The organism is Sporofaciens sp. SGI.106 (assembly GCF_050314255.1).
Classification (GTDB): domain Bacteria; phylum Bacillota; class Clostridia; order Lachnospirales; family Lachnospiraceae; genus Claveliimonas.
Genome location: NZ_JBNPMZ010000005.1, coordinates 1 through 19,221 on the forward strand (window position 1 = coordinate 1; position 19,221 = coordinate 19,221).

General features: G+C 41.8%; 22 protein-coding genes. 2 read left to right on the plus strand and 20 right to left on the minus strand.

Features of this window, described 5'->3' with window-relative positions:
• Positions 1–70: 70 nt before the first annotated feature.
• Both vapB and vapC read left to right on the plus strand, forming a co-directional pair.
• Complete coding sequence (vapB, locus tag ACQRCC_RS05270; RefSeq protein ID WP_427849763.1) at positions 71–301, plus strand: type II toxin-antitoxin system antitoxin VapB; 231 nt, start codon at positions 71–73, stop codon at positions 299–301.
• Positions 298–699 (plus strand): type II toxin-antitoxin system tRNA(fMet)-specific endonuclease VapC, encoded by a 402-nt coding sequence (gene vapC / locus ACQRCC_RS05275; RefSeq protein WP_427849764.1) that lies wholly within the window; start codon positions 298–300, stop codon positions 697–699. Before vapB ends, vapC begins: the two co-directional genes overlap by 4 nt.
• A gap of 149 nt (positions 700–848) precedes the next feature.
• Here vapC and ACQRCC_RS05280 read toward each other — a convergent pair whose 3' ends face one another.
• The 20 genes from ACQRCC_RS05280 to ACQRCC_RS05375 all read right to left on the minus strand — a co-directional run bounded on the left by ACQRCC_RS05280 (position 849) and on the right by ACQRCC_RS05375 (position 19,220).
• On the minus strand, positions 849–1,376 hold the full coding sequence (locus ACQRCC_RS05280) for a helix-turn-helix domain-containing protein (protein ID WP_427849765.1): 528 nt from the start codon (positions 1,374–1,376) through the stop codon (positions 849–851).
• Positions 1,377–1,432: 56 nt separating this feature from the next.
• A complete protein-coding gene (locus ACQRCC_RS05285) occupies positions 1,433–2,206 on the minus strand; it encodes a CPBP family glutamic-type intramembrane protease (RefSeq protein ID WP_427849766.1) in 774 nt (257 codons plus the stop codon).
• Positions 2,207–2,558: 352 nt separating this feature from the next.
• Positions 2,559–3,071, minus strand: coding sequence for a helix-turn-helix domain-containing protein (locus ACQRCC_RS05290; protein WP_427849767.1), 513 nt, complete (start codon positions 3,069–3,071; stop codon positions 2,559–2,561).
• A 43-nt stretch (positions 3,072–3,114) separates the two neighbouring features.
• The gene (locus ACQRCC_RS05295) at positions 3,115–3,297 is read right to left on the minus strand and encodes a hypothetical protein (protein ID WP_427849768.1); all 183 of its coding nucleotides are present in this window, start codon (positions 3,295–3,297) and stop codon (positions 3,115–3,117) included.
• A 78-nt stretch (positions 3,298–3,375) separates the two neighbouring features.
• Positions 3,376–3,744 (minus strand): ACT domain-containing protein, encoded by a 369-nt coding sequence (locus ACQRCC_RS05300; RefSeq protein WP_427849925.1) that lies wholly within the window; start codon positions 3,742–3,744, stop codon positions 3,376–3,378.
• Positions 3,745–4,335: 591 nt separating this feature from the next.
• Positions 4,336–4,908 carry an ABC transporter permease gene (locus tag ACQRCC_RS05305; protein ID WP_427849769.1) on the minus strand — a complete coding sequence of 191 codons (573 nt, stop codon included), beginning with the start codon at positions 4,906–4,908 and terminating at the stop codon, positions 4,336–4,338.
• Entirely contained in the window at positions 4,905–5,633 is a 729-nt protein-coding gene (locus ACQRCC_RS05310; protein ID WP_427849770.1) for an ABC transporter ATP-binding protein, read from the minus strand. Before ACQRCC_RS05310 ends, ACQRCC_RS05305 begins: the two co-directional genes overlap by 4 nt.
• 15 nt (positions 5,634–5,648) lie before the next feature.
• The gene (locus tag ACQRCC_RS05315; RefSeq protein ID WP_427849771.1) at positions 5,649–6,074 is read right to left on the minus strand and encodes a helix-turn-helix domain-containing protein; all 426 of its coding nucleotides are present in this window, start codon (positions 6,072–6,074) and stop codon (positions 5,649–5,651) included.
• Positions 6,075–6,249: 175 nt separating this feature from the next.
• A complete protein-coding gene (locus ACQRCC_RS05320; protein ID WP_427849772.1) occupies positions 6,250–8,499 on the minus strand; it encodes an ATP-binding cassette domain-containing protein in 2,250 nt (749 codons plus the stop codon).
• A gap of 84 nt (positions 8,500–8,583) precedes the next feature.
• A complete protein-coding gene (locus tag ACQRCC_RS05325; RefSeq protein WP_427849773.1) occupies positions 8,584–8,787 on the minus strand; it encodes a hypothetical protein in 204 nt (67 codons plus the stop codon).
• 132 nt (positions 8,788–8,919) lie between these two features.
• The gene (locus ACQRCC_RS05330) at positions 8,920–10,071 is read right to left on the minus strand and encodes a GHKL domain-containing protein (RefSeq protein WP_427849774.1); all 1,152 of its coding nucleotides are present in this window, start codon (positions 10,069–10,071) and stop codon (positions 8,920–8,922) included.
• A gap of 20 nt (positions 10,072–10,091) precedes the next feature.
• Positions 10,092–10,478 (minus strand): LytTR family transcriptional regulator DNA-binding domain-containing protein, encoded by a 387-nt coding sequence (locus tag ACQRCC_RS05335; RefSeq protein ID WP_427849775.1) that lies wholly within the window; start codon positions 10,476–10,478, stop codon positions 10,092–10,094.
• 41 nt (positions 10,479–10,519) lie between these two features.
• Positions 10,520–10,813: a response regulator gene (locus tag ACQRCC_RS05340; protein WP_427849776.1), complete on the minus strand. Its 294-nt coding sequence runs from the start codon at positions 10,811–10,813 to the stop codon at positions 10,520–10,522.
• A complete protein-coding gene (locus ACQRCC_RS05345) occupies positions 10,807–11,418 on the minus strand; it encodes a TetR/AcrR family transcriptional regulator (RefSeq protein ID WP_427849777.1) in 612 nt (203 codons plus the stop codon). Before ACQRCC_RS05345 ends, ACQRCC_RS05340 begins: the two co-directional genes overlap by 7 nt.
• 87 nt (positions 11,419–11,505) lie before the next feature.
• Positions 11,506–12,144: a GNAT family N-acetyltransferase gene (locus tag ACQRCC_RS05350; RefSeq protein WP_427849778.1), complete on the minus strand. Its 639-nt coding sequence runs from the start codon at positions 12,142–12,144 to the stop codon at positions 11,506–11,508.
• A gap of 7 nt (positions 12,145–12,151) precedes the next feature.
• The gene (gene rsgA / locus ACQRCC_RS05355; RefSeq protein WP_427849779.1) at positions 12,152–13,213 is read right to left on the minus strand and encodes a ribosome small subunit-dependent GTPase A; all 1,062 of its coding nucleotides are present in this window, start codon (positions 13,211–13,213) and stop codon (positions 12,152–12,154) included.
• Position 13,214: 1 nt separating this feature from the next.
• Positions 13,215–13,847 (minus strand): TetR/AcrR family transcriptional regulator, encoded by a 633-nt coding sequence (locus tag ACQRCC_RS05360; RefSeq protein ID WP_427849780.1) that lies wholly within the window; start codon positions 13,845–13,847, stop codon positions 13,215–13,217.
• Positions 13,848–13,953: 106 nt separating this feature from the next.
• On the minus strand, positions 13,954–15,858 hold the full coding sequence (locus ACQRCC_RS05365) for a HelD family protein (RefSeq protein WP_427849781.1): 1,905 nt from the start codon (positions 15,856–15,858) through the stop codon (positions 13,954–13,956).
• 85 nt (positions 15,859–15,943) lie between these two features.
• Positions 15,944–16,687, minus strand: coding sequence for a MerR family transcriptional regulator (locus tag ACQRCC_RS05370; RefSeq protein WP_427849782.1), 744 nt, complete (start codon positions 16,685–16,687; stop codon positions 15,944–15,946).
• 28 nt (positions 16,688–16,715) lie between these two features.
• Positions 16,716–19,220: an ATP-binding protein gene (locus ACQRCC_RS05375; protein ID WP_427849783.1), complete on the minus strand. Its 2,505-nt coding sequence runs from the start codon at positions 19,218–19,220 to the stop codon at positions 16,716–16,718.
• Position 19,221: the final 1 nt, after the last annotated feature.

The following is a 19,221-nucleotide window of genomic DNA, read 5'->3' on the forward strand; positions in this document are numbered from 1 at the left end:
AATTTACATTTTATTGACTAAGATATATATCTTGATATATACTAATGATATATGGAAGGAGTTGATTATTATGATGACTGCAAAAGTATTTGAAAATGGAAGAAGTCAGGCTGTAAGACTTCCAAAAGAATGTAGATTTGACACGGATGAAGTGGCTGTCAATAAAATTGGTGATATTGTATTACTTATGCCAAAAACAAATAAATGGAGTTCATTTATGCAGGCAATAGATATGTTTTCTGATGATTTTATGGAAGAAGAACACAATGATGGTCTGAAACAGGAGCGTGAAGAATTATGAGATATATGTTAGATACCAATATATGTATCTACGCAATTAAGCATAAACCAGAACAAGTCTTTATGCGTTTGCAAGAACACGATCCATCAGAAATTTGTATTTCTTCTGTTACGTATGCAGAATTAGTACATGGCGTTGAAAAGAGCAAAGCGATAGAAAAGAATAGAGTGGCATTGGCTTTGTTATTGTCAAATATTGAGATTATGAACTTTGATTCTTTGGCAGCGGAAAGTTATGGAAAAGTCCGTGCAGATTTAGAGAAAAAGGGAATTCCAATTGGACCTTTAGATATGATGATTGCGGGTCATGCGAAGTCCTTAGGCTATACGGTTGTTACAAATAATACAAAAGAATTTGAGAGAGTAAAAGGGTTAAAACTTGAAAATTGGACTGAATGAGGCGGATGTAATTAGAAAAGTGCGGCTTGTCGCACTTTTCTAATCTTGTGCTTATTGTATAGGAAAACAGACAAGTACTGTCAGTCCTTGTCCGAATCCTATAGAAATCAGCATCATATACGATTTCCTCAAAAATCTGATTTTTTTCTCTATCCTTTGTCATATACTAACACATTCGGTGAGATGACAATCGTGACCTTTCTTACCTTCCTGCCCTCACCCGGTTTGTTTGGCATATATCTCTGAATCAGTTCGCCGTAGGCTTTGATAAATTCCATCATTTCCTCATCACTCATCATAAGCGAAGCAGATCCTAAAGTAAGAAGATCCCTTTGTGGATCCGGATTTTCTCCATTGAAATAACGGTGGAATTCTCCCTGCAGCCCCATCAGTGCCGACTGGATCAGACTGTTGTATTCCTCATTCGTATCGTCATAAGGTCTCTGCGGTGCAATTGCATAGGTCTTTTCCATGGAACCGCGTTTGAATTCTTCCTTTACCACAGTGATGATTTCGGCATCCAGAAGCACTTTTATATGGCGATAAAGGCTGGCTCTCGGAATATCCGGCAATTCCTCTCCTATTTCTGCAGATGTTGCCTCTTTTTTTATCATGATGACCTGCATAATCCGCTGACGCGTGGCATTCATACAGGCTTCCATATAATCCTTTTTCATATCTGCTCTCCATTGTTTTTATTCCGCCTTCGGACGGTGGTACAACCTGTTCATAATTATAACACACAAATCAGTATTATTTTAGATATAAAATGAATTCCGAAATGCCCTAACATCGCATACTGAATACCATACTTACGGAACCATCTTCCAAAGAACAGGGCAAATGAACCATTCAGCATAAAACAGCGAAACAGAATCAATCCGGTGATTCTTCCAAAAAACATCTGTGTTGCAGGCAGATGCCCTGCGGAAAATACAAGTGCAGCGATTACATTGGCTGTAATAAAAATCCAGACCGGTATTTCTTTTTTATCTTTTTTTCTCGCAAAAATCATCACCAGGATCAGTGCGATGAGTCCCATGAAAAACCATCGAAGCAATATCTCCTCAATCACACCTCCGTAGGTTAATGAACTGATAAAATATGCCACGCTGATTCCTTTTTCATAATCTGCTGCCACTTCCGGAATCAGACGCCCCATCACAAAGTAATCCGCGGCAAATGCGAGCCCAAGAACAACGATGACAGGACATACCTTTGCAAGAATTTTTTTCTCAAACCGGAAGGGCTTCATCAGCCCCAGACGTTCCACAATGAAGTAACCGGCAACCCACCCAAACAGCGAATAGACCAAAGTTTGAATCATAGTTACTGCGATCAGCGCCTGATAACTTCCAAGCTGCCCAATGGCCGCTTCAATAACCTCAGGAGTCGAATGCTCAAAAGTGTACATTCCAACAGTAATACCACCAATAACTGCAAACGGTATAATTACCAGATATGTTCGTAATGCATTTTTTAATATTGATCCAACGTATTGTTTCATGATTGTTACCTTCCTTATAAGCGCTATCGTTTCATCTATTCTCAATATTGAGATTAGTTATATATTCATACTAATCTCAATTTTGAGATATGTCAAGAGGATTATCATTTTTCTATAAACATTGAACCGCCCGACTATTTACTGTATTGGTTATTCTTCAATTTCGCGTTTCACTCGATTCCATGCATCATTGTTCATATGGAAGCGCAAAAAACTTTTCATTCATGACAATCCCCCTTTTGACCAATCGGTCAATACATACACAGTATACATCCGTTGAACGTTTTGTGGAAAACATTTCAATAAAGACATTAAAAAACCCTTCTTTGATTTGAGGGGCTTTTTATGGCTTTTATTCAGATATGATTTTGTGTTTTACTTTCCACTCGACAATTCTATCCGCATATTTGCTGGTCATAATGGTTCCTACCACAACCATTCCAAAAGAAATGCCCAGAGACACTCCCTTTATAAAATCAAACAGGTCAGATGTTTGTTCTGGTTCTAAGAATAGAACAGTCAAGTAAAAAACAAATGCTATGCAGCCGCAAATAAATAGCAAATTCATTCTTTTGATGATTTTTTTTCTTATACCTTCTGAATATTCTGCTGCTTGCAACAAGGTATCCTTTAACTCTGTATCCATTGTCTCCATTATCCTTTCTCCACGAAAAATTTCATTTAGATCAACGTCATAAAAATCAGCAAGTTCAACTATCACAGATAAATCCGGAAGATTATTTCCCGTTTCCCATCTTGAAACAGTTCTTCTGGATACTCCCATCTGTTCGGCAAGCTGTTCCTGCGTCATCCGCTTTTCAAGACGAAGGTCTTTCAGAAATCCACCAATTTTTTGCTGATCCATGTATCAGTTCCTCCTTTCGAGACAATGTTAACAAAATAGCTGACTAAGCAACAGGACATAAAGCGAGCAATACAGAACTTTCCTCTGTAGACAACAAATGTCCCATAACATAATCCTTCATAATTGGAATAAATCGGGTTTTACATTCCGGACATTCAAAGGCTCCTGCATCCAGGTCAATGACACAGGCAATTACGATTCCGATTGCAAGGATACATAACTCCAAAATAAATCCATCTCCACCAATAATAGTAAGATAATTCAAATGGTTGTGTCAATTCTATAGGAAATTTATATTCCTTCTTTATTCCATTTCAATAATCCGATATGCCTCTAAAATTAATGCTTTTACAGCACGTTTATAATCTTTATCCTTTACCAAAATATAATCCGTATTAAATGTTGAAATTGCAAATAGTCCGACCTCATGTCTGGCCAATGCGCCAGATATCTCCGCTAAAATACCAATCAGAGAAAAATCCAATACTCCCTTTATGCGAAACGCTCTCCAGCCGTCACTTCTCTGTATCGTATTATCCGGTACCTCTTCCGTATGGCATACCAGAGATTTTTCCTCATCTGTTTTTCCTATAAAACAGTAATCAGCGTCCAGATTGACTTGCGAATAGTCCTCCATCTGACAGACACTAAATAAACCCGGAAGTACCAGCATTTCCGGCATCTCTTCATCCCAGTTAGTTTCTTCCTCTTCTGTTATAGAATAATTTCCCTCAGCCAAACGCTCAACCTTTTCTTCAAATGGGAGTACCGGATCTATTCCTATTTCTTCCCATGTAGTACCATAAGGCGTTCCTCCAGACGTATACCCGGCAATAAATGCAAACCGATCATCACAATCCTCATACATAGTTTCATACTTTTCACGTTTCTTTTTTTCTTTCTGTAATCGCTTTTGTTTTAATCGTTCTTCCTCTGCCCGTTTTATATTATCCAATTGTTCCTGCGTATAATTAACACCCAGTTCCTGCAAATCCTTTACTGCTGTCATAGAATCCACATGGAATCTTTCCCTGTAATGTTTTACCATGTGCTTCGGTGTGCCCTGATAGGTAAGCAGCCACTGTTGCCCTTTTTGAAGGCGGCGGCGTTTACGTTCTTCTTTATTCAATTTCCCTTTATTTGCCATCTGATATTCTCCAATCAATATTCTGTTTTTCACTTATTTCATACATAGCCAGAAGCATTATATTAAATTCCGAACAATATTGCATACATTGCTGTTATCGTGTCAGAAAAATAGAAATCAATCGTTATCTTCTGGCTGTTCATTTATGGCTTGTCTGTAATACTCAATTTTATCGTCCAGATTCTGTAAATACTCATTCCATTTCTGTTGCTGTTCTAACACATACTTTCTATATACGTCCAATATTTTCATCCGCTCCGGTATTGTACTTTTTCCACAGTACCGCAGTTCAGAATATTTCTGAATATCTTTGAGCTGCATAGGAAGCCCCAGTATCATTGCCGAAAGATAGCAAATCACGCCCTGCACCAGCGAAATCGGCAGGACAGGCAGGACATATCCGAAGATAAAATCTGCCGCTGTCAGCGGAGTGGTATAAAGCCGCTGTAAAAGGGCGCTTTCCCTGTCTTTTGCTATTAAAGTTGCAGAAAACAGCGTCATAAATGAAAGTCCAAATACCGTAATTCCGGGAGTAAGGCTTTCAATTTCAAACAAACTGACAGGTATGTTTGCCTGTATTGCAGAAAGCAGCAGCAAAAGAACAAGAGGGAAACCCAGACCAAATCCCAAATTTAACGGATCCCGCAGGATTTCCTTTGCCGTTCTCCCTGAAAAAGTCAATAATCTCATTTTACTTTCTCCTTTACAATTTTTACGAAGGCATCTTCAAATTTATCGGTGCCTGCCTTCTTTTTCAGTTCCTCCGCTGTTCCAATGGCAAGAAGCCGTCCTGCTTTCATGATACCGATGTGGTCGGAAAGCTCCTCCGCTTCTTCCATGTAATACGTTGTCAGGATTATTGTGATTTTCCCCTTGAGTGAGCGGATCGTGTCCCACAATTCACTTCTGGCAATCACATCCAGTCCCAAAGTCGGCTCGTCCAAAAACAGAATTTTCGGTTCACTGATCAAAGCCATAGCAATACTCAGCCGTCTCTGCCAGCCGCCTGAGAGCTTTCCTGTTTTTTTGTGAAGCATCTGCGTCAGTTCAAACTGTTCGGACAGCTCAGATACCTTTGTCCTTTTCTTTTCTTTTGGGAACCCATACACACCGCACATAAGCTCCAAATTTTCCTTTACGGTAAGATTCGGGGCAACTGCCGTTTCCTGCGGAGATACCCCAATGATTTTTTTGACCTTTGCCGCATCCTTTGTAATGCTGTTTCCGAGTATTATCGCATCTCCATCTGAAGGCTTCGTCAGGCAAGTCAGCATCTTAATGGTAGTGGTTTTTCCTGCACCATTAACACCAAGAAAGGAAAATAAATCCCTCTTCTGTATCTCCAAATCAAGCCTGTCTACCGCCGTCAGATCTTTATATTTTTTTGTTAAGTGTATGGTCTGAATAGCATTCATGTATTTTCCTCTTCCTTATTCATATTTTTCACTCCCGGCAATATGGAGCAATTCCAGCAGGTTTTCTTCTTTTATCAAAGCAATCCCCTGGTCTTCATCCCCTAAAACGACAAGATTATCTCCCGGCTTGATATGGAATATCTTTCTTGCCTTGGCCGGAATCACTACTTGCCCTTTTTCGCCCACCTTGACCATTCCAAAGATATGTTTGCCCTTGGGCGGTATCCCAAGTCCCATTCCGGTTGATTTTTCATAGCAGATCAGATCATCCACCGTAATGCCAAATACATCAGCCAGCGCCTTACATTTTTCAATATCCGGCAGAGATTCGCCCGTTTCATATTTGGAGAGGGTCTGTCTGGAAACGCCGATTTTCTCGGCCAGTTCCTCCTGAGACAGCGCATGATATTTTCTCAACTCCATCAAATTATCCGCAAACATTATTTTCCACCTCCAATTCAGCAGACGCACCATCTGATGTTGTCAATGTAAGTTTTTCTCATATTTGTACCACCTTTGCTATTATTTCTAACATCATGGTAGCATGAACTGGGCAGTAATTCTACCAACGAAAGTAAACAATTCTGCCTGATTCTTGTTAAAAAAAATGGCGTAATTATAACGATTTTTTCAGATATTCCGCTGTGATGGTATGCGCCTGTTCGACCATTTCCTTTGGTGTTCCTGTAAAGACGATCTGACCGCCGGCTGTACCGCCATCCGGTCCGACATCGATCAGCCAGTCTGCCATCTTCATTACATCCAGATTGTGTTCAATTACAATTACGGTATTTTCCCGGTCTACCAAACCATTCAACAGTTCCATTACCGTCTTTACATCAGAGGCATGAAGTCCGGTGGTAGGCTCATCTAACACATAGATATTCCCTTTTTTGTACAAATCCTTTGCCAGCTTCACCCGCTGACGCTCGCCTCCGGACAGGGTACTAAGCGGCTGACCCAGGGACAGATATGGAAGTCCCACTTCCAGCATGGCTCCCAAAGCCTTTTTCAGTTTCCTGTTTTCCTTGAAAAACTCGTAAGCATCCCCGGCAGACATATCAAGAATCTCCACAATGTTTTTGCCCTTATATTGATAAGACATAGCCTCCTGGCTGTATCGTTTTCCTTCGCAGGCTTCACATACCGTGGTGACCGGATCCATAAATACCAGCTCTGTGACAATCTGTCCCCGTCCACTGCAGACAGGGCAGGCTCCCTTGCTGTTAAATGAAAACAGTCCGGCATCCACCCCATTTTCTTTCGCTATCACTTTTCGTATCTCATCAAAAAAGCCCAAAAATGTAGCCGGAGTAGAACGTCCTGTGGCAGTCACCGGAGACTGATCCACCAAAACCACACGATCGGCATACTGCTTTGCAAATACATCCCGGATAAGAGAACTTTTTCCGGAACCGGCTACACCGGTAACCACAGTCAGTACATGAAGAGGAATATCCACTGATACGTTTTTCAGGTTATGGACGCTGGCATTTCGTACCGGGAGAAATTCTTTTGGTATTCGGGGCTTGTCCTTCAGCGGCTCGATATGCTTCATGGCATTGCCAGTCCTGGTTCCGGAGATGAGCAAAACCTCATAACTTCCCTGAAACAAAATCTGACCACCATTTTTTCCCGCCAAAGGTCCTACATCTATGATTTCATCAGCAATAGAGATCACATCCCTGTCATGCTCCACCACCAGCACTGTATTCCCTCTGTCACGCAGGCTCTGCAAAAGTCTTGTCATACGGTACACATCTCTGGGATGCATTCCGGTGCTTGGTTCATCGAAAATGTAGGTCATGCCGGTAAGGGCACTGCCCATATAACGTACCAGCTTTAACCGTTGCGCTTCTCCGCCGGACAAGGTAGAGGATTCCCGATCCATACAAAGATAGGGCAGACCAATATCGATCATACGCTCAAGGGACGCCGTCAGAGCATCCACAATGGTTTGGACTTTGGGATCGGTAATTGTGCGCAGAACCCTGACCAGCTCGGTAAATTCCATAGCACACATTTCATCAATGCTGTATCCTGCCACCTTGCAGGCAAGAGATTTGGCATTCAGGCGTCGCCCGTGGCACAGCGGGCAGGGTTTCTCTTCCACCAGATACATCAGCCGTTTCACCGAAGCTTCCTTCAACGTGGAGGTGTCCCGATGGATCAGCATCCTGTGAAGATAGTGAGACACGCCATCTACCTTCTTGTTCAGCCGTTTACCATCCGGGGTATCCGCACCGTAGAGCAGATGATTTCTCTCCTGTTCCGTAAAATCCTTCCACTTTTTATCAAGTGGAAACAGACCGGACTCGGCGTACTGCTTCCAGTACCAGTTGCCCACATGGAATGCCGGAAGGTCTGCCATCCCTTCGTTCCAGGTCTTTTCCGGGTCTATACGGCTTTCAATATCCACGGTCATCACTTTACCAATGCCGGAGCATTCGGGACACATACCATTTGGATCATTAAAGGAAAAATAGGACGCAGTTCCTGCATAAGGCTGGCCGATGCGGGAATAAAGAAGTCTCAATGCAGCATACATATCACTGATGGTACCCACAGTAGAACGGGCATTGCCTCCCAGACGGGACTGATCCACAATGACCGAGGCGGAAAGATTGTCGATTCTCTCCACCTTTGGCTTTTCATATTTTGGCAATCTTCCACGCATAAAAGCAGTATAAGTTTCGTTCATCTGTCGCTGGCTCTCGGCAGCGATCGTGTCAAATACAATACTGGATTTCCCGGAACCTGATACTCCGGTGAAAACCACAATTTTTCCTTTTGGAATATCCAGCGATACATTTTTCAGATTATTCTGACGAAGACCGCGGATGATAATATGATCTTGAGAAATCATAACAAACTCCTTTCAATACATTTCTCATTTTCGTTATGCGGCTATTCTATAACCTCCCGTAAGGAACGAGTCAAGAGATATTTTTTATAAAACTTTATGCGGCCATTTACATATCCCTACCTCCAGAGCTCTCTCTTCTTTTAAATGAAAATCCGCATATCTGCAATACCAGCATCCTTTCAGGCTTTCTATTGCTTCTTCCCTGGGTGTATATGCCGGACACAGATCCTCCGGCCACACATTTTCATTTTTATTCGGCACTTCGAAATACTCTCTGTTTCCTGTCATATCTCCCACCCTTTATTCCATACTAACTTATTTTTCGGTAAAAGTGTTTTTCTCATATTCAGAAGATAACATATTCCATAAAGAAAGACCAGAACCACACGGATTCCGGCCTGTTTTACACGGGATTATCTCTCATACGATCATTCGCACCCTAAATCTTTTTTTCTCCGCAAGATATTGAATCTCACTGTTTGTTTTGTTCACAAAAGCTAACACACTTCTTGTACCGATTCCGTGATTGTTCTCGTTTGAAAACGGATGACCTTCTTTATTCAGCGGCACCGTACCTTCACAGGAATTCTCTATTTCCAGCAATAGCTGGTTTTTATATTTTGCCGTCAGCTTCAAATACCGCTCTGCTTCCGAAAGTTTCAGGCAGCCATATACTGCATTTTCCAGAAGATTACTGATGGTGATGGCTAATTCCATTTCATCTACCGGAAGACTGACTGGAATATTTGCAGAAACAGTCGTCTGAATTCCTTCCTTTTTCGCCCAGGACAGATAGTGGCTTATGGCAGCATTTACGGTGGTATTTTCACAATATTTCTGCATCCCTTTGGGCTCCATGGCAAGCCGTTCTTCCAGATATTTTTTTGCCTCCTCCGTCTTTCCATCCTCCAGCAGTTGATACAGCAGAGCTTCAAAATGTCTTCTGTCATGACGCATCATCCTGTCTTTCTGCATAACAGTTTCTGCTGACTGAAGCCGTTCTTTCATGGATTTTGTTGCCAGCTGCATAATATCCGCATCGGATTTCAGTCTGCTCTTTTCCTGTGCCAGCTCCATTTCACGGTGCATTAATCCCGTATATTTTTCGAGGACGATAAAAACCGCTATGTTCACAATGACCAGTAAAACTGCAGTTTGAAGGAACTGTCCTGAATTAAAGTTCTGGTACTGCCCCATACCAAGCAGAAACATATCCACAACAATCAATACCACGGAAATCAACGGCATTGCCATAAGCAAGAAAACCATGGTTCCTACCATATAGAACCAGAAATTGGTCAATTCCCGGAAGCTCTTCACTTGATAAATAAGAAACAGCGGAATCAGATATGCTGCAATCATTGCCAGGAGATTCAGCGGCGGGACTTCCTGCAGATTTGCCACAAAAAGCATGCACCAGTCAAACAGATATATAACTGCTACCAACAAGGGGTTGTCTTTTATCCAGTTTCTTTTTTCACAGAAAGTTCTGTGCATATATCCAAAAAGATAGATAGTCAGGAAATCTCCCACTCCCAACAACAGTTCTGTTGCTGATATATGTATCGGCATTTTTCTCTCTCCCTCCGAATTTAACGGAATCTATAGTTCATATATTTTTCAGAAACCTGTGCATACCGGCTTTTTGCCACCGGAAGAATCTCACGGTTTCTCACCATAATATCTGTTTTGGTCAGTTTATCGATCGACTTAATATTAACGGCAACAGACTCATGGCATAATACAATATCATCTTCCTCATGATTTTGCATCAAATACTCTGCAAATCCGATACGAAGCGTACTGGTAGAAATCGTTTCTCCGGATAACAGATGATAACTCACCACATGATTTCGGTAATCTAAATACATAATGTCACTCAGATGGAGGGTACGATATCCACCTTTTACTTTAATGGTAACTGCATTTTCTTCCTCCAGCTGGATTCGCTTTATTGCCAGATCCAGTGTTTCAAACATCTTTTCCCTTTTTATGGGTTTTAGTATATAATTAACAGGATTCACATCAAAGGACTCCAGGGCAAAGGATTCTTCGGATGTAGCAAAATAATCTGTGCATCCGGCTGGTTCCACCTTAGTTCTCTTGCCGCCTGTATTCCGTTTACCATAGGCATCACAATGTCAAGAATATAAATATGAGGTCTTAATTTCTCACACTCACAAATCAGAACATCAGGATGATCAAAAGCTTTTATTTCAGCCTGCAGCATCCTTTCCTGACAAAACTTCTGTACATACTGATTCATTCTGTCTCTGTCTTCTTTTCTGTCATCACAGATTGCAATCTTTAGCAAGCCGATTTCTCCTTCCCATACACCTTCGCAAAGTGCTCAAAATGATTTCTGATCTTTTCCAGTACCTCTGCCTCTCTCTCCGGTTGTCTGTCATACATATGAATCAACAGGGAGACCGGTGCAACAAATTCCAATGCAAGGTATTCCGGATCATCCTGCTTCAATAGTTCTTTGTCCATCATTTCCGCAAAGATATCTGCATACATTTCCTGCAGATTTTCCAAATGATAACGGGTTGTCAACCCCGCCATCCGCTCACTGCGAAACTGCTCCATTGCCAGGATTCTCCGGGTTTTGCGAATAACATCATCGTGCATTGTAAACTGGATTCTTCCCATCGCGTTCTCAATTAACTCATCCATACCTGCCGGAGATTTTCCACACTCATTTTTCAAATCAATCCCCGCGGCATAATGAGATTCAACCAAATCTATCAGCGAATTAAATATGTCCTCTTTTCCTTTGTAGTGTCTATAAAGAGAAGGTCCTTTTAGTCCGGCATTCTCTGCTATCAAATCTACACCTACTCCGTCATAACCCTTCTCTGAAAAAAGATCGAGTGCTGCATAAAGTATTCTTTCTTTCGTTGATATACCCTTCATCATCTACCCCTCCAAATGCGAACGACCGTTTTCTATATTATAGCTAACGGTCGTTCTCGTTGTCAATATAAACTTTCTCCAATGACCCCCCTAAAATATTTGACCCGGAAGTTTCAATTTCTCTTTCACCGGAAACTCCTTATCGAATCTTTCTACCTCTGCTTCATCCACAAAGTATCCCTGTGGTGTTGCATACTCACCTGTAATACCATCTAAATATCCCGGAATCAATTCCTTGCACAAAAAGAATGATGCATCTTCGCCTTCCGGCAAACCATGATAACGAATGCCAAAATTACTGGCATAAGTAAAACCACTCTTACCGTAAAAGTCAATGTTTCCTTCAAAACAAACAGCACCACACCCAAGTTCCTTTGCTTTTTCCAGGGAGTAGTCTAATAAAATTTTTCCATACCCCTTTCTTTTCAGTTCAGGGGTAATGCAGATCGGTCCCATCGTCATGATTGGTATATCTCTGCCATCGTCCGCTTTGATATTTGCTCTCATAAACATGTTCTGGCCAATCAGCCTTTCATTCTCCTGCGTACTAAGGCACATAACAAAATCAAGTTCCGGAACAAATGCCGGATCGTTCCGAAGCTGATTCAGTACATAATGCTCCAGGCATCCCGGACGATATACATTCCAAAAGCTTTCTCTTACCATATTTTCCACTTCTCGATATTCTTCTTTTTTCTCTAAACGTATAACAATATTGCTTGTATTCATTATTTTTTTATCCTTTCCGATTCCTTTTATTGATTTTTGCAATGTTCTTGAATTTTTGCCTTTTCTCAGCCAGATAGCCTTGTGTATCTTCCACATAACGATTCTCACTCATCAGCTTCTGATAAGAACGTAGCCGGTCTATCGACAATTCACCACGATCTACTGCCTCCTGTACTGCACACCCTGGTTCGCTGCCGGAATGAGTGCAATCACGAAAACGACACCTTTGTGCCAGCATCTCAATATCCGCAAAAGTCTGATCGATTCCGTCTCCGGCATCCCACATCCCCAGTTCACGCATCCCAGGTGTATCGATCACCATGCCGCCGGATGGCAATAGAATCAGTTCACGATGGGTTGTCGTGTGCCGTCCTTTGTCATCGTTTCTCAATCCATTGGTATCCAGCCGTTTTTCACCCATCAGACAATTAATCAGGGTGGATTTTCCCACACCGGATGAACCGATAAACGCGATTGTCTTTCCCTCACCCAGATAGGGATAAATCTCTTCATATCCATTGTGATCCATAGCATTTGTCACTAAAATATCCACACCCGCTGCAACAGATGATACTTCTATCAGTTTACTGTCCAGATCCTCGCACAAGTCCGATTTTGTCAGGACAATAACGGGCACTGCCCCGCTGTTCCAGGCAATCGAAACATAGCGCTCCAACCGCCGCAAATTAAAATCGTTATTCAGGGACATACACAAAAATACTGTATCAATATTTGCTGCAACGACCTGCTCCTCGTTTTTTACACCGGCGGCTTTTCGGATAAAGCAGCTTTTTCGCGGAAGAACATGTTGGATCACTGCGTTGCCGCCGCTTTTGTTCCAGTCAACCATAACGAAATCACCTACTGCCGGATATTCTGATTTTGTCTGTATATCATAATGGAATCTGCCCGATATTTCTCCCCATTTTTCTCCCTGTGAAGAAACCAGCCGATATATTCCTTTCTCCTGTGAAATAACTCGCGATACAGTCAATTCTGTAAAATGCTCGGCCGATCTTTCTATTGCTTCAGACAGACCATGCTGTCTCATAGTAATCTCGTTTCCCATATTACTCTTCTTCCTCTCCTGAAACCTTAACGTGACTCTGCATAAATTGTTTCGTATGATTGCTGAGAATTTCAGTATACCCCTCATCTTCTCCTGTTTTGTCAAACACATTAATAAGAAGAAAAAGCGGCGCATAATATTCTACAGCAAGCTGTCTGGGATTTTCCTCTTTCAATACACCTTTCTGAATCAGTTCACGAAACAAATCTTCCATATATCTAACCGGGCCTGCAACAATACACTGACTGTAAAGCTCCGCCATTTCTTCATTCCGGTATTGTTCCAAAGTTAACATCTTACGAAAACGGCATGCAAACTCATCTTCTGTCCAGAACCTGAATTGTTCAATAGTATACTTTTGAATACTCTGCAAAGAAGTATTTTCATAGGCATCCGGCTTCGTATCATATCCCTCATCCGGCATATGGTATTCCCTCGCTCTCTGGGCATCAATCTGTATCATTCTTTCTACGATACAGTCAAAGATATCACGCTTGTTTTTATAATGCCTGTACAGGGCACCTTTCGTCATGCCAAGTTCCTCTGCAATGGTTCTAACAGAAACAGCCTCATAACCATCTTTTGCAAATAACTGCAATGCTGTCATTAATATCTTTTCCCTCGTATCAGCCATATTATATCCCTCCGCAATATAGTAATTGAATTTCCTTCTCTCTTTGAGTAAACGGTCGTTTACATTCATTTTAGTAAACGACCGTTTATTTGTCAAGCATAATAGCCTACACTAATCTGGATTTTTTAATAGTATCCTGCTTTGGCAGGAATGGGGACGGACTTCCTGTATAAAAAAGTGTCAGTTTATGCATAGCTCTTGTACAGGCAATATAGAGCAGATTCCTGTCATAATCCGAAGCATAATTTCTGTTATCTGCATCAGGTACAATGACTTCATCAAATTCCAGACCCTTCGCCATCCGAATTGACGTAATGGATACACCATTTGTGAACCTGGTACTGTCCTGGGAAAGTAAATGAACCGAATGCTTTCCGGAAAGCAAGTCATAAAATCTCTTTGCATCTGCGCCCGTCTTTACTACAATTCCCAATGATGCATTTCCTCCCTCTTCAATTTTTTTAATCAGAGCAGCCATAGAAGCAATCTCACTATCCATATTTTCACAATATATGGATTTCGGCTGTTCCCCATGGCGTTCCACCACTTCAAGGGATGGCTGATTACAGATTGCTTTTGCAAATTCCATAATCTCATAAGTGGAACGATAGCTTTTATTTAAAGCAACAAACTCTGCATCCTTGTATAATCTTTTAATTTCATCCAGTGAATGAAGGTGACAGGGATTTAAGACCTGACCAAAATCTCCAAGAATTGTTTTCTGACAGGGATACATCATATTTAAGACAGCAAATTGTATCGGTGTGTAATCCTGCATTTCATCAATTACCAGATGCTTCACTGATCTGTTTTCTTCTATACCCTCGAATGCAGCCATCAGATAGAGAAATGGAAATACATCTTCCCACTCCAATGTTTTCTTTTCAGGTAATTCAAACATATCCTGCGCATCAATATATTGATAGAAATCCTTATACAGGGCAAACGTGTCTTTTATCATGAGCATTTTATCCAGGCTTTTCATTATGACATTTGCCTTTGGCACTTCCGCCCACATGCCCATCATAGAGCGCAGCTGCTCTCTAATATCTCCTGCCACAGAAGTCAGACGTTTTTTAACAGGTATTTTTGCATATGCCTTAAATCTCTCGTTAATCCACTCTGCCTGAACAACATGCCCCTGACAAGTATAATCCTTCGCCGAAAAAACCCGTTCCGGCATATTGCAAATATATTGATCCAATAACCCGACAAATGCCAGATTGGATTTAAATCTTGCCCGCTTCGCCCATGCTTCATCTTCATGCTCCAGTGGATTTTTTTCCGGTTCAAAAGCTATGATCTCTTCCAAAGCATTAGCTACAATATCCTGTAAACTCAGTTCACAAATTGGTTCTTCTCCTAACTCCGGTATGACACCCGAAATATAATCTGCAAACACCTTGTTAGGTGATAAAATCGTTACATCCTCTGCGGTAATCTGATTTTTGAAGCGATACAGCAAAAATGCGATACGATGAAGTGCAATGGATGTTTTCCCGGAACCTGCAACCCCCTGTATAATGAGAGTATTGGCTTTCTCGTTACGGATAATCACATTCTGCTCCCGCTGGATCGTGGATATAATAGATTTCATCTTTTCATCCGAAGTATGGGCCAGCTCTTTTTGCAGAACCTCATCCTGTACATTTGTCGAACTCTCAATGGCATATTCCATAATTCCATTCTGTATTTTAAACTGCCGCTTGCGTGTAAGTTCTCCTTCTATCCATCCAAAGGGTGAGTCTTTTAGCTTTTCCAGCTTTTCACACACTTCCACGGCAAATACACCCGTTCGATCTGTCTGATCCAACAACCGCTCATTTTGAAGTTTTTCATGGCTGTCCATCTCATTACGATATTCTGCCATATATCTCTTTGCATCCCGATACTCCTGATCTAACCGCAGGACATCTTCCCTTGCTTCCTTCAATGCAGTGTCAATGATTTTCAGAGTATAGTTAAGATGCTTAAGTTCGTCCGGAAATAGTATTTTTTCTTGATTTTTCATATGATTCCTCACTTTCCTGCATACTTTTTCATTTTATCCGAAAAAGAATACCACCAACACAAAGGTTGGTGGCATACTGTAGGGTTTATGAGTATAATTTTTTCATTTCTTTTAACAAAGCCATGATTTTTCCTGCATTCATTTCTGCTTTTGATAGTGATAAGAGGAGTCTGTCACAGGCTGAAATAATATCATCATTTTGTCCGGGTGTATCAAGTATTTCCCGAATATCTGCTTCCGGATTTTCCGAGAGCTTTTGCATCATCCGCCTGATTGCTTCAAGAGAATAATTTGCACACCGTAATACTCGAATAATCTTTAATTGTCTGATATCCTCATCGGTGTATATTCGATACCCATTTTGCCTTCTTTTAATCGTCATAAGACCGTTCATTTCCCAATTGCGAAGCGCATCTACCGAAATATCCAGATACCGGGATACTTCTCTTCTCTTCAGGAACAGGTGATTTTCATGTACTTCCCCGTGCAGCATATCCTGTACAATTTCTATCGCTTCTTCCGCACTCGCACGTTCTTTCTTAAGCTGAATCAGATATTCTTCTGTCTGCCTGATGGCTCCGTCAAAATCACATTTTGCACAGGTTTTGATCATATCGACTATTTGCTTTCTCAGGCCATTTTGCAGTATCTCAATTTCAAACCCAAGACGCGCTACCTGTATTTGATAGAGGTGTAGATCGGTGAATACACGATACCCGTTTTCTTCCCGGACTGGTTTTGTAATTAATCCCCATTTCTCATAAAAACGCACTGTATTGGGATGTATTCCCATCATCTGTGCAACTTCGGATGTTCTGTATTTTTTCAACTAATCTCCTCTCCGGTTACTTTTCCTGTTATTGAATTCGTCCAAACCTGTCCAGATTGCACGCAATTGCTTTTACAACCTCTTCCATGATAATTGGTTTTGACAAATGCCCATTCATGCCGGCATCCAGGGATGCCTGAACATCCTCGGCAAAAGCGTTGGCTGTCATAGCTATGATAGGAATCTGTCGGGCATCCGGACGCCCCTTGATAGTACGGATGGCTTCGGTAGCTTCATAACCGTTCATTTCCGGCATCATAATATCCATGAAGATCAGGTCGAAGGTATTCGGCGGGTTTTCTGAAAATGTTCTCACAGCTTCAGTACCATCAGATACTCTGGTAACCCGGATTCCCAAATCCTCCATCTGAACCATCGCAATCTCCGCATTCAGGTCATTATCCTCCGCCAGCAGAATTTTTACACCAATCAAATCTGCATTTGCATCGGAATAATCCTGTTTCTGAACCCTGCTTTCATCGATCAGTTCCATAGGAATCTCCACCGTGAAGGTTGATCCCTCACCCTTTTTACTCTCCACAAATATCTTGCCGCCCATCAAGTCTACATAGCGCTTTGTAATTGCCATACCCAGACCGGTTCCCTTGTACTGTGTACGCGCACCATTTTCCTCCTGAGAAAACTCATCAAAAATGTGATTTACAAACTCTTCACTCATGCCCACGCCGGTATCTGCGATACGGTAGCACACCACCATATGTTGTTCATCTTCACCGGGATGATAGCTGGCTTCAAAGATTATGCTGCCTCCATCCTCCGTGAATTTCACTGCATTTCCAAGGATATTCACCAGTACCTCCCGGATACGCACGGCATCGGCCAGTACATAAGGCGTTGCCGGTTCTGCCAGGTTTGTACGGAATGTAATATTACGATTAGACAGGAATCCATACATAATACCGATTACCGTATCTGCAACTGTCGTGATATCAACAGGAGTGGGAACGAATTTGATTTTACCACTTTCAATACGGCTGATATCCAGTACATCATTTATGAGCGTCAGCAGATGCTCGGAGCTTTCTCCAATCTTTTCCAGACAACCTTTTACTTCCGGCTTTGGATGATGTTTCATCGCGATGTTGGTAAAACCAATGATAGCATTCATAGGTGTACGGATATCGTGAGACATATTGTTCAGGAAGGCTGTCTTTGCACGGCTGGCATTTTCTGCGGTATGGACTGCGTCCTCCAGCTTCTGATTGATAATCTTGTCCCCGGTACGGTCAGACAAATCCAAAACATATTTTTTCTCACCCTGGATGTCCGTGCAAAATACTACCACACGGAACCATCGAACCTCACCGGTCTTCTGATGAATATATTCCCGATCCCACTCACATTGCTCTCCGGGCTGAACCGTTGACATCTGATCCAGTACATGAATCTTCTCATCCTTCTTTATCAGATACTCAAGTTCATAAATATCCTCAAGAACCTTTTCCTGGGAAATGCCTACCAGTTTCTCAATATTAGGACTTACATATTCCACACAGAATTTTTTTGCATCCACCATCAGGAAAACATCGTCCACATTGATAGACAGCTTTGAGAACAGTTCATCACGGGCAAGAAGTTCGTTATCTTTTCGCCTTAGTTTCTGTCGGTTCTGCTGGATTACAAACAAAAGAACCAAAAGCGCCAGAACAGCGGCAATTCCACCCACCACAAACATGGTAGTGGATTGAAGCTTATTCATGCTGGCATTCACCACATCAGCAGGTACAATTCCCAGAACCATCCAGTCCTGAAAATTTGCAGACTCATAAATCAGATAATACTTTCTGTCATTTACCTCAAATACCAGGTCACCGGAATTCCCCTCCAGAAATTCTGTTTCCAGAGCAGCAATCTCCTCATCAGTAAGATGGGCTGATTGCCTCAGCATAGCCAGGATATTCCGTGTGTTTTTCATGTCCTCGCTGCCGTTATCTACAACAATCCTGCCATCCGGCAGAACCGCAAAAGTGCTGGCCTGTCCATCGAAAGCAGAAATCTTCAACGCTTCCACCATATCAGAATTGTTAAAGGTAATGGCAATCGCCTCATATACAAAATCCTGGTAAGAGCCCTGTTCAATGGGAATGGCAAATACCATGATCTCAGGCTTATCCGGGACAACGGAATTCGCCACCACCGGCTGATCATCCAGAATCAAATCCGAAAGCTTTCTGCCCAAATCCAGATAACCCCTCTGTCCCTCCATTGAGAGATATTCACCGTCCCGGGAAATAAAATAAAAATCTGTAAAATTGCTCTCTTCCCTCGCCTGCTTCACATAGGCCGCAATATCTTCTTCATTTTCCGCAGTTTCCAGATAGGGTTCCCACATTCGCATACGACTCCAGTTTACGGAAACCAGATTGTATAACGCCTGATTTGCCTGATGAAATATCTCCACAAGGTGAGCAGTGCTTTCTTCATAAATCGTCTTTGATACAAAACCAAAGAAAGTAAAGCCGGAACTAATCACCCCTACTGCCAATACAAGTGTAAGTAATAATACAATCAAT